The organism is Sphingomonas daechungensis (assembly GCF_014489495.1).
In the GTDB taxonomy this organism is placed as follows: Bacteria; Pseudomonadota; Alphaproteobacteria; order Sphingomonadales; family Sphingomonadaceae; genus Sphingomicrobium; species Sphingomicrobium daechungense.
The window spans coordinates 1,147,040-1,162,872 of record NZ_CP060780.1; the positions used below are offsets into that span (position 1 = coordinate 1,147,040).

Annotated in this window: 15 protein-coding genes, 1 tRNA gene and 2 pseudogenes; 6 read left to right on the forward strand and 12 right to left on the reverse strand. The window is 64.6% G+C overall.

Annotated elements, in window-relative coordinates; genetic code table 11:
• Positions 1-3: 3 nt before the first annotated feature.
• Positions 4-1,281, reverse strand: a complete 1,278-nt coding sequence (gene aceA / locus H9L15_RS06105; RefSeq protein ID WP_187715531.1) for an isocitrate lyase — start codon at positions 1,279-1,281, stop codon at positions 4-6.
• Between the two features lie 119 nt (positions 1,282-1,400).
• Here aceA and H9L15_RS17220 point away from each other — a divergent pair, with 119 nt between their 5' ends.
• Both H9L15_RS17220 and H9L15_RS06110 read left to right on the forward strand, forming a co-directional pair.
• Complete coding sequence (locus H9L15_RS17220; RefSeq protein ID WP_223276560.1) at positions 1,401-1,826, forward strand: helix-turn-helix domain-containing protein; 426 nt, start codon at positions 1,401-1,403, stop codon at positions 1,824-1,826.
• Between the two features lie 17 nt (positions 1,827-1,843).
• Complete coding sequence (locus H9L15_RS06110) at positions 1,844-2,824, forward strand: helix-turn-helix domain-containing protein (RefSeq protein ID WP_223276561.1); 981 nt, start codon at positions 1,844-1,846, stop codon at positions 2,822-2,824.
• Here the strand turns inward: H9L15_RS06110 and H9L15_RS06115 are convergent.
• The gene (locus tag H9L15_RS06115) at positions 2,821-3,729 is read right to left on the reverse strand and encodes a DUF5996 family protein (RefSeq protein WP_187715532.1); all 909 of its coding nucleotides are present in this window, start codon (positions 3,727-3,729) and stop codon (positions 2,821-2,823) included. The two genes, H9L15_RS06110 and H9L15_RS06115, sit on opposite strands and share 4 nt — an antisense overlap.
• 58 nt (positions 3,730-3,787) lie before the next feature.
• Between H9L15_RS06115 and pheS the strand changes: the two genes are divergently transcribed.
• The gene (pheS, locus tag H9L15_RS06120) at positions 3,788-4,855 is read left to right on the forward strand and encodes a phenylalanine--tRNA ligase subunit alpha (protein ID WP_187715533.1); all 1,068 of its coding nucleotides are present in this window, start codon (positions 3,788-3,790) and stop codon (positions 4,853-4,855) included.
• Positions 4,852-7,204 (forward strand): annotated as a pseudogene (gene pheT, locus H9L15_RS06125) (phenylalanine--tRNA ligase subunit beta). The gene pheS and the pseudogene pheT overlap by 4 nt, the downstream one beginning before the upstream one ends.
• On the opposite strand, the gene H9L15_RS17225 reads toward pheT, so the two are convergent.
• From H9L15_RS17225 to ftsE, 4 genes and pseudogenes are all read right to left on the reverse strand, one after another.
• Entirely contained in the window at positions 7,181-7,540 is a 360-nt protein-coding gene (locus H9L15_RS17225) for a lysophospholipid acyltransferase family protein (protein WP_223276657.1), read from the reverse strand. The pseudogene pheT and the gene H9L15_RS17225 sit on opposite strands and share 24 nt — an antisense overlap.
• Positions 7,541-7,877: 337 nt before the next feature.
• Positions 7,878-8,411, reverse strand: a complete 534-nt coding sequence (locus H9L15_RS06135) for a YdcF family protein (RefSeq protein WP_187715534.1) — start codon at positions 8,409-8,411, stop codon at positions 7,878-7,880.
• 97 nt (positions 8,412-8,508) lie between these two features.
• Complete coding sequence (locus tag H9L15_RS17230) at positions 8,509-9,285, reverse strand: cell division protein FtsX (protein WP_223276739.1); 777 nt, start codon at positions 9,283-9,285, stop codon at positions 8,509-8,511.
• 19 nt (positions 9,286-9,304) lie between these two features.
• Positions 9,305-9,994 (reverse strand): annotated as a pseudogene (gene ftsE, locus H9L15_RS17235) (cell division ATP-binding protein FtsE); the annotation flags it as partial.
• A 102-nt stretch (positions 9,995-10,096) separates the two neighbouring features.
• On the opposite strand from ftsE, the gene H9L15_RS06150 reads away from it, so the two are divergent.
• Entirely contained in the window at positions 10,097-10,927 is an 831-nt protein-coding gene (locus H9L15_RS06150) for a zinc-ribbon domain-containing protein (protein WP_187715536.1), read from the forward strand.
• 31 nt (positions 10,928-10,958) lie between these two features.
• Here H9L15_RS06150 and H9L15_RS06155 read toward each other — a convergent pair whose 3' ends face one another.
• The gene (locus H9L15_RS06155; RefSeq protein WP_187715537.1) at positions 10,959-11,180 is read right to left on the reverse strand and encodes a hypothetical protein; all 222 of its coding nucleotides are present in this window, start codon (positions 11,178-11,180) and stop codon (positions 10,959-10,961) included.
• A gap of 161 nt (positions 11,181-11,341) precedes the next feature.
• Here H9L15_RS06155 and H9L15_RS06160 point away from each other — a divergent pair.
• Positions 11,342-11,428: transfer RNA gene (locus tag H9L15_RS06160), tRNA-Leu, on the forward strand.
• 78 nt (positions 11,429-11,506) lie between these two features.
• Here H9L15_RS06160 and H9L15_RS06165 read toward each other — a convergent pair.
• From H9L15_RS06165 to H9L15_RS06185, 5 genes are all read right to left on the reverse strand, one after another.
• A complete protein-coding gene (locus H9L15_RS06165) occupies positions 11,507-13,696 on the reverse strand; it encodes an MSCRAMM family protein (RefSeq protein WP_187715538.1) in 2,190 nt (729 codons plus the stop codon).
• A gap of 20 nt (positions 13,697-13,716) precedes the next feature.
• Complete coding sequence (locus tag H9L15_RS06170) at positions 13,717-14,172, reverse strand: hypothetical protein (protein WP_187715539.1); 456 nt, start codon at positions 14,170-14,172, stop codon at positions 13,717-13,719.
• A gap of 28 nt (positions 14,173-14,200) precedes the next feature.
• Positions 14,201-14,398 carry a hypothetical protein gene (locus H9L15_RS06175; protein ID WP_187715540.1) on the reverse strand — a complete coding sequence of 66 codons (198 nt, stop codon included), beginning with the start codon at positions 14,396-14,398 and terminating at the stop codon, positions 14,201-14,203.
• A gap of 41 nt (positions 14,399-14,439) precedes the next feature.
• Complete coding sequence (locus tag H9L15_RS06180) at positions 14,440-15,015, reverse strand: fimbrial biogenesis chaperone (RefSeq protein WP_187715541.1); 576 nt, start codon at positions 15,013-15,015, stop codon at positions 14,440-14,442.
• Between the two features lie 150 nt (positions 15,016-15,165).
• Entirely contained in the window at positions 15,166-15,690 is a 525-nt protein-coding gene (locus tag H9L15_RS06185) for a DUF4402 domain-containing protein (protein WP_187715542.1), read from the reverse strand.
• Between the last annotated feature and the right edge of the window lie 143 nt (positions 15,691-15,833).

A 15,833-nucleotide genomic window follows, 5' to 3' on the forward strand; every position in this document is an offset into this window, starting at 1 on the left:
GCTTCATTCGGCCGCGATGAACTGGGCGGCTTCGGTGGATTCCTTGAGTGCGACGGTCGACGACTGGCCGCCGGAAATGGCGGTCGCGACGGCGTCGAAATAGCCGGTGCCGACTTCGCGCTGGTGGCGGGTCGCAGTGTAGCCCTTGGCCTCGCTGGCGAATTCCGCCTGCTGAAGCTCGGAGTAAGCCGCCATGCCGCGATCGCGGTAGCCGGTCGCCAGCTCGAACATGCCGTGGTTGAGGCTGTGGAAGCCGGCCAACGTGACGAACTGGAACTTGTAGCCCATTGCGCCCAGCTCGCGCTGGAAGTTGGCGATCGTCTGCTCGTCGAGCTTGGCGCGCCAGTTGAAGCTGGGCGAGCAATTGTAGGCGAGCATCTTGCCGGGGAAGCGGGCGTGAATGCCCTCCGCGAAGGTCCTCGCTTCGTCCAGGTTCGGATGGCTGGTTTCAAACCAGATCAGGTCCGCGTGCGGAGCGAAGGCGAGACCGCGCGAGATGCAATGGTCGAGGCCCGTGCCGTCGGCGAGGCGGAAGAATCCTTCCGGCGTGCGCTCACCGGTCATGAACGGCCGGTCGCGCTCGTCGACGTCGGACGTGATCAGCTTGGCGCTCTCCGCGTCCGTGCGGGCGACGAGGATCGTCGGAACTCCGCAGACGTCGGCGGCGAGACGCGCGGCATCGAGGTTGCGGACCGCTGCCTGGGTCGGGATCAGGACCTTGCCGCCGAGGTGGCCGCACTTCTTCTCCGACGCGAGCTGATCTTCGAAATGAACGCCGGCGACGCCCGCTTCGATATAGGCCTTCATGATCTCGAAGCAGTTGAGCGGACCGCCGAACCCGGCTTCCGCGTCGGCAACGATCGGCGCGAACCAGTCGCGCTTCGCTCCGCCTTCGCTGTGCTCGACCTGGTCGGCGCGTTGGAGGGCGCGGTTGATCCGCTTGGCGAGCTCGGGGCCCGTGTTCGCGGGATAGAGCGATTGGTCAGGGTACATCGAGCAGGCCGTGTTGGCGTCTGCCGCGGCTTGCCAGCCCGACAGATAGATTGCCTTGAGGCCCGCGCGGACCATTTGCATCGCCTGGTTGCCGGTAATGGCGCCAAGCGCACGAGTCGGCTCGTCCTGATGCAGCAGTTCCCACAGGCGCAGCGCACCACGACGAGCGAGCGTGTGCTCGATCGGGAACGAGCCGCGCAGGCGGAGGACGTCTTCAGCGCTATACGGGCGCTCGATTCCATCGAAGCGGCCAGCGGGAGCGGAAACAACGACACCAAAGTCAGACATAGCGAATCCCTGTGATCTAAGTGCAGGGAAACACAGCCTTTTGGTTAACGTTGCACAAATAAGGGCCAAGGTGACAAAACTATACTTGTGTACTTTGTAAATTCGTTCACAATTCGACAATGGTTGCACAACGCAAGCTGTTCCTAGGGGCAAGGCTGCGGCGCCTGAGGCGCGAGCGCGGGCTGCATCAGGCTGCGATGGCCGAGGAAATCGGCATCTCCGCCTCATACCTGAACCACCTCGAGCGGAACCAACGGCCGGTCACCGCCGGAATCCTGCTCCGGCTGGCCGAAGCCTTCGACATCGACATGAAGGCGTTCGCCTCCGAAGGCGGTGACACGGCTGGCGCGGACCAGTTGGGCGAGATCTTTACGGATCCAATGCTCGCTGACCTCGGGATCGGCCGAGCGGAGCTGATCGAGCTGTCTGACAACGCTCCCGCTGTCTCGGAAGGCGTGGTCCGCCTCTACACCGCGTTACGAGAGCTCCAACGCAGGCCGCCGAGCGGAACGGACGAGGAGGCAGCCGGCGACCCCGCGCGCTGATCACGCCTGAGACGTGGGTGCGAGACTACATCCAGTCGCAGCGGAACCATTACCCGGAGCTGGAAGAGCGCTGCGAAATCCTTGGCAATTCACTCAGCGATCCGCTGTCGGTTTCCGAAGCGCTGCGCCGCCGCCTGAAGGAGGCCTACGGCGTCGAGGCGCAGGTCGTGTCGCCGGAGCTGCTCGACAACTTCAGCCAGCATTACGACGCCCAGCGCCGCACCTTCATGATTTCGGCCCTGTTGCGGGCAGAGAATCGCACCTTCGGCCTCGCCTACCAGCTCGCTCTGCTTGAGCTTGCGCCCCTGCTACAGCGCATGGCGGACGACGCGCGGCCACCCGACGCCGGAACGCGAGCGCTGTTGCACATGAGCTTCGCCAATTATGCCGCGGGCGCGATCATGATGCCCTACGGCCGTTTCCTGCGCGCCGCGGAGGAGCACCGTTACGCAATCGATCGCCTATGCGGACAGTTCGGTGCCAACGTCGAGCAGATCGCGCACCGGATGACGACACTTGGGCGCTCCGGCGCACGCGGCGTCCCCTTCTTCATGCTGCGCGTCGATCCGGCCGGAAACATTTCCAAGCGCTATGCCGGCGAGAATTTCCCCTTCTCGCACTTCGGTGGGACCTGCCCGCGCTGGCATCTCCACGCGGCCTTCCAGACGCCCGGTCAGACGATCCGCCAGCTGATCGAAACGCCTGACGGCCAGCGCTTCTTCACGATCAGCCGCACCATCGAGCGCCCGATTCGTCCCGAGTTGAGAGACGACGCATTGCTCGCCATCGGTCTTGGATGCGACGTCCGCTACGCCCCGCGCATTGCCTATGCCGACGGCCTCGACCTTACCAATACGCCGGCAACTCCGGTCGGGCCGGCCTGCTCAATCTGCCCGAGGATGGAGTGCGCCTATCGCGCCATGCCCCCAGCGGGGCGGATGCTTGCGGTGCATGAGAACCGGAAAACGATTTCGCCCTTCCCTTTCCTGCCCGGCTAGGGCGCGACCGGTTCTCTCTCGAGCGTCGCTCGATCCCAGTCGGCAAGATCTGCCGCTGCCTCGTAGGTCGAATGCAGAAAGCTGGTCAGCAAAGCGTCGGGATCCGGCGCGGCTCGCACCTCGTCATAGGGCAAGGTGAACTCCTGCCAGTCGGAGTTCCAGCCGCCTGCTGCGATCGGGCGATCCCTGAAGCCGGCGGGCTCCGGATAGGCATAGTTGTAGAAGAATGCGTCCGCCTTGGTTGCTCCGCCAGCCCAGAATCCTGCGCTGGACACTTCCTGGCTGTAGGCTTCGCGCGCGACGCTGTCGGGAAGTCCCGGGACGCCGCCCGGATGCGGCGGTGCGATTCGGCCCGAGAATCGCGTTACCGCCAGATCGAAGCTTCCCCACCAGAAATGGACAGGGCTCGACTTGCCGATGAAACTCGCACGGTAGCGTTCGAAGGCGGGCAGCATCGCCGCAAGTGCTTCGCGAAAGGTCGCCGCCGACTCCGGCGAGTACGCGCGCGGCTGGACATCCTCGGCAAACGGTACGGCGTCAGCGATCTCGTTCGGCTTTCCGTTGAAATCGGATGGGAGCCGATACTTCTGGAGCATCTCGACGAGTCCGGAATGCAATGCCGAAATGGAGCCGGCATCCAGCGGCAGAACGCCGCGCTCTGCCGCGCTCGTGGTCAGGACGATCGCGTTGCGGCACAGATCCAGCGCCAGCGTGAACGTCCGCCCGTCGCTGGCAGCCGTCGGCAGGGTCGCCAGGCCTCGCGCATTCGGCTGCAGCGCGACATGCCAGCCGTGATTGGTCCATGGTGCGTGCCGCACTCTGATCTTCCCGAGCATCTGCGCCGTGAGATGCAGGATCGTCAGCGTTTCATGATCCTTCTCCGGATCGAGAACAGGCCAGCTCATGGAACCCCTGTAGCACGCGCCTTTGCATTTTGCGCTGCGGTGCAGCTAAGGCCGCGCCATGGCGTCAGACACTGACCTTCTCGACCAAATCCGCTCCGCGCCCGACCTTGGCGCGCTCGACCAACTGCGCGTGTCCGTGCTCGGCAAGTCCGGAAGCATCACGCAGCAGCTGAAGTCGCTTGGGGCGATGGACCCGGAGACGCGGGCCGCCCAGGCGCCGGAGATCCACGCTTTTCGCGAGCAGGTCACCTCTGCAATCGCCGACCGGAAGTCGGCGCTGGAAATGGCCGAATTGGACCGCAAGCTCGCGACCGAAACGATCGACTTGTCGCTTCCGGCTCAGGACACGCCGACCGGTACGGTCCATCCGGTCAGCCAGGTCATGGACGAGCTGGCGGAGATTTTCGCCGACCTCGGCTTCGCGGTCGCGGAAGGACCGGAGATCGAGGACCAGTGGCACAACTTCACCGCGCTCAACATGCCGGAGTTCCACCCGGCGCGCGCGATGCAGGACACCTTCTACCTCGAACGCCAAGAGGGTGAGACAGAGTCGAAAGTCCTGCGGACCCACACCTCGCCGGTGCAGATTCGGGCGATGCAGGCGACCGGCGCGCCGCTCTACGTGATTGCTCCGGGCCGCGTTTACCGCTCCGACAGCGACGCGACCCATACGCCGATGTTCCACCAGGTCGAGGGTCTGGTCATCGACCGCGCGATCCACATGGGGCACCTCAAGTGGACGCTGGAAACCTTCCTGAAGGCCTTCTTCGAGCGCGACGATGTCGTGCTGCGGATGCGCCCGTCCTACTTCCCGTTCACCGAGCCGTCCGCCGAGGTCGACGTCGGCTACACGCTCGTGAACGGCAAGCGGACCATCGGCGGCAGCGAAGGCTTTATGGAAGTTCTCGGCTCGGGGATGGTCCACCCGCGCGTAATCGCCAATTGTGGGCTCGACCCGGACGAATGGCAGGGCTTCGCCTTCGGCTGCGGCATCGATCGCCTCGCCATGCTCAAGTACGGAATGGACGACCTCCGCGCTTTTTTCGACGGCGATATTCGCTGGTTGAAGCACTATGGCTTCCGAGCGCTCGACGTGCCCACGCTCAGCGGGGGAGTAGGCGCATGAAGTTCTCGCTGAGCTGGCTCAAGCAACACCTCGAAACCGATGCCAACGAGCAGACGATTGCCGACACACTGACGGCGATCGGGCTGGAGATCGAAAGCCTCGACAATCCGGCCGAAGCGCTTGCGCCCTTCCGGGTCGCGAAAGTGCTGACGGCGGAGAACCACCCGCAGGCCGACAAGCTGCAGGTGCTGACAGTCGACGCGGGGAGGGAGCGGTCCAGGTCGTTTGCGGGGCTCCCAACGCTCGGGCTGGAATGCTCGGCGTGTTCGGTCCTCCGGGCGCTTACGTGCCGGGTTCCGACCTCACACTCAAAGTCGCGGCCATCCGCGGCGTCGAGAGCCGAGGCATGATGTGCTCCGTTCGTGAGTTGCAGATCGGCGACGAGCACGACGGCATCATCGAGCTTCCCGCCGATGCGCCCGTCGGGACCGCCTTCGCCGATTATGCCGGGCTCAACGATCCGGTGTTCGACGTGAACGTCACGCCCAACCGGCAGGATTGCATGGGCGTTCGGGGCATCGCCCGCGATCTTGCCGCTGCCGGCATCGGAACGTTGAAGCCGCTCGCGGTTCCGCAGATCGAGGGCAGCTTCAAGTCACCCATCGACATCCGCATCGAGGATTCGGCGGGATGCCCCGCCTTCTTCGGCCGCGCGGTTCGCGGCGTCCGCAACGGCCCCTCGCCGGACTGGATGCAGCGGCGGCTGAAGAGCGCGGGCCAACGGCCGATCTCCGCGCTGGTCGACATCACCAACTATGTCATGCTCGATGTCGGGCGTCCCGCGCACGCCTACGACATCGCCAAGCTCGATCGCGCTCTCGTCGCCCGGCCCGCCCGGGACGGCGAGAAGGTGCTTGCGCTGAATGAGAAGGAATACACGCTCGACCCGTCGATGACGGTCATCGCCGACGAGCGCGAGGTACACGACATCGGCGGCATCATGGGCGGCGAGCATTCGGGCGTCAGCGAGAGCACGACCGACGTGATGCTCGAGATCGCCTACTTCACGCCCGAACGCATTGCGCAGACGGGGCAGAAGCTCGGCCTCACCAGCGATGCCCGCAGCCGGTTCGAGCGCGGCGTCGATCCCGCCTTCCTCGGTGATGGGCTCGACATCCTCACTGGCCTCATCCTCGACATCTGCGGTGGCGAAGCTTCGGAGGCGATCCACGTCGGCACCCCGCCGCTTGAAGATCGTACCGTCCGCTTCGTTCCGGAGCGCGCATTCGCCCTCGGCGGAGTCGAGGTCGCCGAGAACCGTCAGCGCAACATCCTGGAGTCGCTTGGTTTCGAGTTCGCCGATCCGGCGAGCGTTCGCGTCCCAAGCTGGCGTCGTGACGTCATCGGCACCGCGGACCTGGTCGAGGAAGTCGCCCGCATCACGGGCTACGATAAGGTGATTGCCGAACCCCTGCCCGCACTGCTGGCGTTGCCAAGCCGACCGCCACCCGCTCCCAGATGCTGGAGCGTGTTGTCCGGCGGACCGCTGCCGCGCGCGGCCTCGACGAAGCCGTGACCTGGAGCTTTATTTCGGAGCCGGAGGCTGACGCTTTCGGTCCGGGCGAATGGTCGCTCGCCAACCCGATCAGCGAGGACATGAAGGTGATGCGACCCTCGCTGCTTCCGGGCCTGATCTCGGCGGCTCGGCGGAATCTCGACCGCGGTGCTCCTTCGGTCAGGCTGTTCGAGATCGGGCGCCGCTATCTCGCCGACGCCGAGCGGCCCACGGCAACGCTGCTGCTCGCCGGTGAGAAGCAGCCGCGCGGCTGGCAAAGCGGCAAGGCGCAGCGATTCGACGCGTTCGATGCCAAGGCAGAAGCTTTGGCCTTGCTTGAGGCTGCCGGTGCGCCAGTGGCCAACTTGCAGATCTTCCCGGATGCTGGGCCGAACTGGCACCCTGGCCGTTCGGCGACGCTTCGTCTCGGCCCGAAAACGATCGTGGCGGCCTTCGGCGAGCTTCACCCGAAGCTTGAGAAGGTGATCGACGCCCCCGAGCGTGCAGTCGCGGCCGAAATCTATCTCGACGCGATTCCCCTGCCCCGCTCGAGCGGTCATGCCCGTTCGGCTTACACGCCGCCGGCGCTCCAGCCCGTGACTCGCGACTTTGCCTTCATCGTACCCGCCGAGGTCCAGGCCGATGCTCTCGTCCGTGCGATCCGTGGCGCGGACAAGCAGGTCATCACCGGCGCTCGCTTGTTCGATCGGTTCGAGACGGCCGACGGCCTCAGCCTCGCCGTGGAGGTGGTCCTACAGCCCGGCGAAAGGAGCTTCACCGAGGCAGAGCTTGGCGAGACTACAAGAAGGATCGTGGCAGCCGCCGAGAAGCTAGGCGCTCGCCTGCGGACCTGATTCGAGCACGTTGATCGCGGCGTGAACCCGCGCCTCGATGTCTTCGCGCTTGAGCTCGGCCGGGATCGGCTCGCCGACCACGAAGTGAACTGTGCCTGCGTTCCGCGGCAGGTTTCGGCCCCACAGGCGTCCGCTGTCCATCGCCACAGGAACGACCGGCAGACCGAGCGCCTTGTAAAGTCCTGCGAAGCCGGCCTGGAGCGGCGGCGTCTCCCCCGGCCGAACTCGCGTGCCCTCAGGATAAATGATGACCGGCCGCCCGATCGCGGCAGCCTCCTTGCCCAACAGCAGCATTTCCCGGAGCGCCTTGGCTCCTGCCGAGCGGTCGACCGGGATGACGCCATAACGTCGCGTCGCCCACCCAAACCCGGCAACTGGCTAAGCTCGCGCTTGAGGACGATTACCGGCGTATTGGCGATGCGTACGATCTCCAGCGTCTCGAACATCGACTGGTGCTTGACCGCAATGAGGAACGCGCCGGACGGAATGCTCCCACGAACCTCGGTGAAGATCCCCAGCATTCGCACCAGCGCGTGATGAAAATCGGTCCAGGCGTGAACCACGGCGCGAAGCGGCTTCGATCCGAACAGCCCTGCTGCAAAGCATCCGATCACGAACATAAACGTCGCAGGATAGAAGATCAGGGCGTAAGTGCCCTGCCGGAACAGCCGCATCACACGTCCAGCCAGACCGCCGCGCGCCGAAGCAGATACTTGTTATACTCGGCGAACAAAGTGCCGAACGCAGGCTCGGTCCGAACCGCGTCGGGAAAGATCTTGTACTTGCCGTCCAGGCCTTTGCGAAATTCATAGTCCGCCCGGCGCATGTGCCAGTCGTTGGTGATCAGGCGGACCGTCCGGTAGCTATGCTTCGCCAGCCACCGTTGCGCCTCCTCCGCATTCGATCGCGTATCGACGGACTCGCTGCCGAGATCGACGCAACAGCGCACCAGCCGCCGCTCGGCGTTAAACCGGTCGACGAGATCCTTTTTCGTCACCAGGGGGTCCGCGCCCGCGATGAGGACACGCTTCGCCTTGCCTTGCTCCAGCACCTTCAAGGCATGCTCGATGCGTCCCTTGCCGCCCGTGATGACTACGATTGCGTCGGTCCTGAGATCGCTCTCGGCCGGCCGCCCCAGCGTCACCGAGAAGAGGATGAAGCCGAGCGCGTAGAGAAGAAGAAACAGCGAGAGAAAGCGAGCAATCATATGACCTTGTGCAATGCACTGAGGACCGCGAACCTCGCAACCAAAGTTGCGAGTACGACGGCCGCGATCGGCAGCATCGCCAGCACGACCAGATCCGTCACGTCCAGCGGAGGGCCCCCGCAAGCTCTCGCGCCATCGCCATCCCGCCGCCGCCGATGACCAGCAGCGCGATCGCTGCAAGCGCTCCGCCAATCAGGGCGCCGACCATAGCGTCGAGCGCAATCTTGCGCTGGAACAGCAACGCCACCTGCTCATCCGTCGCGCCGATCCCGTGCATGATCTCGATCGTGGAGCGGTGCGTGTCGAGCGCACCCCTCGCCGCCAGTACGACCGCGGCTGACGTGGCCGCGGCCATCAACAGGACCAGCGCTACTGCCAACCAGCGAAGCGCCCTCAGCGACCCCAGCAAGGGTGCTACGGTTGCTTCCTCGGCAATGAACCTCGAGCCGGGGAGGGCGCGGCCAAGCTGCGCCGCAATGTTGGCTGCACGGGCATTCGGAGCCAGTTCGAGATGAACAATTGCCGGGACGGGAAGATCCTTCCCGAGGCCGCCTGGCCCGACCCACTTCTCCAGGGTTCGCCGCATCTCGTCTTCGCTGACCGGTTCGACGTTGGTCACGCCGCGGACCGATGCCGCAGCCTTCACGGCCTGGTCCAGCTTGCCTGAAGTCCCGTCGGGAAGCTGCAGGACGTAGCGATGCTCTACCGCACCGGCGACGATCCCGGCCGCATTGGCGAGCGCAAGGCCGGCGGCAGCGACGATCATCATCGCAAAGGTCATGATGGCGATGACGTAAGGCGTCGGTCCGCGATGAGTCCCGCCGGGCAAGAGTCGCCGCTCGGCCTCCGTGCCAGCAAGGATGGACAGCTTCATGGGACTCGCGCGCCCCCGCCGGCGGATTCTTCAGAAGACCGGTCGGGTCGCTCACTGTCCCCTTCTCGATCCTGATCAACTGCGCTCCCGGGGTGCGGGCGATCAGGCTGATGTCGTGAGTCGCGACGACAATCGTCGTGCCGAGGCGATTGAGAGCGGTGAACAGGTGCAGCAAGCGAATCGCCATCTCCGCATCGACGTTTCCGGTCGGCTCGTCGGCGACGAGGAGCTCCGGCTGGCTGATGACCGCACGGGCAATGGCGACACGTTGCTGCTCACCACCCGAAAGCGTCGGCGGCCGAGCGCTGGCCCGATCGGCCAGCCCAACCCAGGCGAGCATCTCGCGCACCGGACCTTCTAGCTCCGCTTCGCTCGTCCCGGCGATGCGTAGTGGCAGTGCGACATTATCGAAGGTCGACAGATGCCGGATCAGGCGGAAGTCCTGAAACACAACGCCGATGCGGCGACGAAAGTCGGGCAGGAAGTCGCGCGGAGCGTCGGTCAGATCCTGCCCGAACAGCTGGATCCGCCCGCGGGTCGGACGTCGCGCAAGATAGAGCAATTGCAGCAGGGACGTCTTTCCCGCGCCAGAGGGCCCGGTCAGGAAATAGAAGCCGCCTTTCGCGAGCCGGAAGTCGAGGTCGCGCAAAACCTCGGCGCCTGTACCGTAACGCAAACCGACGCTGTCGAATTCCACGATTGCCGACAGAGGCCCGCCCTCCTTGTCGAACGGCTTCTTGCATGTGGCCGCCGCCTTGCCAATGGGCGCGCATTCCTGTTTACCCTCTGAAAACCAAGAACGAGTGCTGCCATGATCCTGACCTGCCCTTCCTGCGGCACGCAATATGTCGTGAAGGATGGCGCCATCCCGCCGAGCGGGCGTCAGGTCCGCTGCAAGGCGTGTCAGCACAGCTGGCGCGAAATGCCTCCCGCCGAGGGACAGGTTTCGGAGCCCGAAGCTTTAATGCCGGAGTTCGCCGAGCCAGACATTCAGCCAATCGAAGCCTCCGCTGAGAGTTACTCTGTGGCGGAAGAATATTCGGACGTTGCCGCCGAGGAGGTGATGCCGGAGGAGGCCGCGCTCGAAGAGTCCTATCGCGAAGAGGAGACGCTCGCCGAAGCGCCGGCTTCCCCGCCGATCCCGCCGGAGACGGAAATTCCCGAGCTTGCCGAAGCCGCGCCATCCGGACGGCTGGAATGGGTTGAGCGGGACGAAGACTTCAGCCCGTTCGCAACCCGGGACGACGTTGGTGCGAAGCCGAAGCGTCGGCTGCTCATCATCATCCTGGCGATCCTGGGAATCGCGGCCATCGTTGCCGCGGTCTGGTTCCTGGCTCCGCCCGAGCTTCGCCAGCGCCTCGGCATTGCGGGGTCCGGGGATACGCCGTTGCAGCTGATGATGACCCATAGCGACCGAACTCAGCTCGCCAGCGGCAACGAGTTCCTGAACATCAGCGGCCGGATCATCAATCCGACGGACGAGCAGCAGAAGATCCCGCCGATCACCGCCCAGCTCCACGATGCGTCGGGCAAAGTGGTCTACAAATGGACGATTCCGCCGCCGATGAAGATGCTTCCCCAGGCGGCAGTGCCAGTTTCAACAGCGCCGAGCTCAATATCCCGCCCGCCGCGCAGGAGCTGACGGTGACCCTCGGCGATCCGAAAGTCGGCGGCTAGTAGAACTCCACCAGCGATGCAGTCCGGCGGGAGCCGTCGCGCTCGCGGATCGTGGATGCTCGAACAACACTCGCCTCAAAATCCGCGGGCCGGCCCCACCGCATTTCGGCTCCACGAACGATCCGGACCGTCGCCTGCGCCGAGGCCGACGCGACAGTGCGCGAAGGCGACTGCGCGGGCGTGGCGGCGATGGTCGAAGCGAGCAAAAGCGTGAGCATTGTCGCTCAGCTAAACGCGTCAGTGCCCGATGGTAAACAGTGCTTTAAGAATTCGTCCCTCCGAGGGACAGATTGCCCCCGTTGCGCGGCTCGCCATCCCTTGCTAGAGGCGCGCGCCTACCGGGATTGCGGTCGCCGACCGCTCCCAATCTTCATGGCGTGCGGTCGTGGCGGAACTGGTAGACGCGCAGCGTTGAGGTCGCTGTGGCCGAAAGGCCGTGGAAGTTCGAGTCTTCTCGACCGCACCAATGAAACGGGATCAGCGCCAGCGGTACGCTCTGCTGCGACTGAGAATCAATAACAGTTTAAGTCGCCCGAGACGACTTTCACTGTGCCGATGCGACGGTCGGTATCCTCGTCACCTGGATTGATCCCAGCCGTGCAACCGACCTTTCTTCGGTGAGCTCAGCCACGGTGTTGAGGTCGGGCAGGATCTTCGCAGCGACCGCCGAATCCTTCGCTACACGAATCGTGTAACGCCCATACGCGGCGCGTTCGAACAGGAAGTAGCCGTCGTAATCCGTTTGCGTCGTGGCGATAACCTTGCCCTGCGCGTCGACAAGCTCGAGCGCCAGGCCTTCGAAGCCGAGACCGCCATTCTTGACGATTGCGCCCTCGATTTCACCACCGCCGACCAGGCCGATTTCCACCTCAGCTGGCACGCCGGGCCGTGGCACGACCACCTGCAACGCCTTGCTCGGCACCAGATTGGGGTCGGCAAGGCTGGTGGTGTCGACGCCAACGGCCACGGGCGTGAATGTCGCGAGGCCTCCGACCATAACTGATCCCCGCTCGTCAGTGGTCTTCTCTGTAATCCTGGTTCCAGTGGTGATGAGCGCGCCCTTTTCGAACGGCTCGGACGGGTCGCGTACGCCATTGTCGTTGCGATCGCGGTAGACGCGCGCCCGCACAGCGCCGGCAGCCGCCAACGGCTCGCGCGAAAGTCCAAAGCCGTGGTTGGGATCGAGCGAGAAGTTGAGGTTGAAGCCCACTGCCACCGAGCCATCGGTCGCCGCCTCTCCGGTCACGGCAAGTGCGAGCGTGTTGATGCGCCGGATGTGCGACACTCGCATTCGCCCGCGCTTCGCACCCGGGTCGTAAGCGACCGCGCCCTCCCAGTCGACATGTTCGCTCGCCGACCAATAGGCACTGAGTTCGGCCGCGCGGAAACGGCGTTCCGGCGCGACCTCAAACGTGCCGTAGCCCCGGAGACGGACGTTGCCGATGCCTCCGGAGCCGATCAACGAGACCTCGAGTTCGCCGGGCGGCGCAGGGCCGTTGGCGAGGTACTGCCTGCGATAGCGGACATCCGTCGCGAGATTGAACCGCCGCAATGTCGTCGAAAGTCGCGCCGCCGCCTCCAGCTGGCTCGAATTGTCTTCATATTTGATCAGTCGCACATCAGAATGTGCGGATACGAACGTCTTGCCCACAGTGAATGGTGCGTCGACGGCCAGCTTGAAGTCTTTGCCTGATCGGCGGAGCCGCTGGCCCTCAAGGTGGAAATTGTCGGTCAGCAGCGCCTCGCCACTGACATTGACCTTGCCGAACTTTGCCAGGACCTGAGCGCGGGCAGCCTTGCCGCCACCGCTCTCCCAGGCAACGCCGACTGCGACGAGGGCGGGGCCGATCGAACGGCGAATCGAGCCCTCCACGAACGTCAGTCGCTCGTCGCCCATCAGCATCGTGCGCGCAATCGCGCCTACGGACATGCGATCATCGATGCCGTGCTCGACTGAGACAGCCGCCTGGGCTTTCGGCAAGTTGAGCGTGTCGGGCGAATCGTGGAACGCGATGACATCGCGGCCAGGCTGGTTGGCGCCCGCCCAGTACCAGGTCTTGCCCTTGGGCACGTTCTCCTGGCCGACGTTGATCATCTCCTCGCGCGTACGGATTTGCCCCTGCGGACCGTACATGACGATGCTGATCTGGTTCTCGCCGTACAAAAGCTGCACGTCTTCAAAGACATAGCGCGAAGACGCTGTCGGACGGGCGAAGGCCAGCAGTTCCCCGTTGCGATAAAGTTCGGCCTCCCATCCCACTGGCAGGTCGCCTTCGAAGCGCGTTTTGTCGAACGCCGTGGGATTGAACAGTGGCCGGTTGGTGACGACCGCGCCACGTCCGCTCGCGCCGGAGCCGCCGAGCCCACTGTCGAGACCGTTAACGTCGCCAAAGCCGAAGTGCGTCGCCTTGAGCGGCCCCAGCAGCTTTGCGTCGGGATCGGAACGATAGGCGCTCACCCGCAGCGAGCTCGGAATGCCCTTGGAATCCGTGGAGAGGCGGGCGTCATAGGACAAATGCGCGATTTCGCCGGCCGCGTAGATCGACGTGCTGCGATCGACGCGAACGCCATCGTTGGCGCGATAGGTCACTCCTCCGCTGACGACGAAGTCGAGCGCGGGTGCACGCCACATGCGATAGGGCAGCTTCACCTGGGGCAGGGTGCTGAGGTCGAACTTGGCCGGCTTGATTTGCGCCGCGCGCTTCTCGCGCTCGATCGCCAGTTCGACCGGCAATTTCGCATCGGATTCGAGGATCAGCGCCGAGCCGTTGGTGTTCGGCTTGACCCCGATCCCGAACCAGCGAGCAAGGGCGGTGCTGTCGACGCACCATCCCTCCGGGTTTCCCGGACGGCGCCCTTCACGAGGTTTTCCGTGCTTTTCCCGTACGTTACAGATCCGGAAGCGATATCGATGGAGATGCGGTGCTCTTCCTTGAACGCCCAGCCTGATGCCTTCTTCGCGGCAAGATCGATCTTCATCGGCACGTCGAGCGCCGCGAGAAAGTCGCCGAACACGATGCACGTGCCCTCCGGCGTCGCATAAGCGCGAACACCGTCCCCAAGCCGGAGACGGTGAAGGTTCACGTCGAGAAGGAATTGGCCTTCCGGGTCCGCCGACCAGCTGTCCGCAAGTGGCGTCGCGGCAGGCGCGCCGGCGCACAGTGCGCCGACCAGGGCGAAGGCCCCCAGGATCTTGCCGCCGCGCAGCATCGATCGGTCCTGCGGCTGCTCCCGCGTCCTAGTTCAAGACCGCGTCGGTCTCGGCGATGGTGAGCGGGCCGTTGTCGCTCGGTTCGACATATTGAACCGTCACATGCCCGCTGGCCGAGGCCAGATATTTCTCGTCGATCGGGATGGTGAGGCTTCGCTGCCCGACCTCGGTATAGACGGCGACGCCGCGCTGCACGGCGATCGGGTCCTTGATCCCCGATTTCATGACCCGAACCTCGCCGAAGGTCGAGCGCTCGCCGTTGCGGGTCAGCTCAACGCTGACGGCGGGCTTCCCTCTGCCTTGGTCAGTTTCACGTTGCTGATTCCGGCCTTGGCCTCGAGATTGCCGAAGCGGGTGATGACGGGGATGGTCACGCCGTAAATCGGCGTCAGGGCGAAGGCGATGCCCTTCACGTCCTGCGGCGCCTGCACTGGCGTCGGCGGCGGGACGGCGCGGAAGAGCAGGTGGACGCGATATTCGCCGTCCGGAAGATCCTTCGGCGCACGGGCGGAAATGCGGATGGTCTGCGGCTCGCGTGGAGCCAGCGTGACCCTCCGCGGCGCGTAGAAGATCATTGATTCCGCGAGCTTTTCTTCCGCATTCGGATCGGTGACGTCGTGGAGCATCCCGTCCGGTGTCATCCGCCGCAGCTCGACCGAGATACGATACGTCGCAACGTCATCGCCGATGTTGTTGAGCACGATCTCGGTGCCGCGACTGCCGTTGAGGACGATGCGCGTCGGCGCGACCAGGAGGTCGCCGACGCCGGCCTGCGCAACGGGTGCGGCGAGCAGCAGCGGAGCAAGAAGCGCGGCGCGCGCAGCAAGACGAAAGAACGACATCGAAATCTCCCACGGGTTCGGAGGGAGATTTGGTCCAAAATGGTTGATATCCCGCTAACCATATCGCCCGCGGAATGCAGACAACGAAAAAGGGCCGCGGCGAACCGCGGCCCTTTCCCTTCCGATCAGCCCTTGCGGGCCCTCAGCAGCTTATTGATAGTCAACGGTGACGTTGACGTTGCCGCTGTAGACGCCGTCGGTCGTTGCCGGGACGATCGTGATCGAGCCGCCAACGTTGAAGTTGGTGCCCGGAGCGCCCGAGTTGGTCAGAGTGACCGAAACCGGAGCATTCGGCGAGAACGACAGGGTCGTGCCATCGTTCGCGTTCGTCAGCGGGCTGGCGACCGCGGTGATCACGACGACCTGGTTGTTGGTGCCCTGCACGTTGTAAGCCGCCGAAACCGGGGTGCCCGAGCAGGTCAGGCCACCCGAACCGCAGGTGACAACGCCGGCCTGGTTCATCGCGACGGTCTCACCGCCGGCAGCAACCGTGCCGAGCGTGATCGTGCCGAAGTCCAGGTTGCGGGTCGCCGTCAGCAGGAGCGGACGAACGATGCGAGCGCGCGCCGTGGCGGGCGTGGCGGCGCCAACCGGCGCAGCGACGGCCGGCGTGGCAACCAGTGCCGAAGCCGCTACCGAGGCGGCGAGGCACGTATTACGAAGAAGTTTCGTCATTTGAGAATCCCCACTTGTTCCGAACCAAAAGTCTCGCGGTTGGGCTGACCGCTGGTCCGCTCACCGTGATCGCCGCATTAACCCAACCGATTAGAGGTTGCTTCAAGGTCATGGTTACCAAGACGGAAAGGATTCCGCCGTTT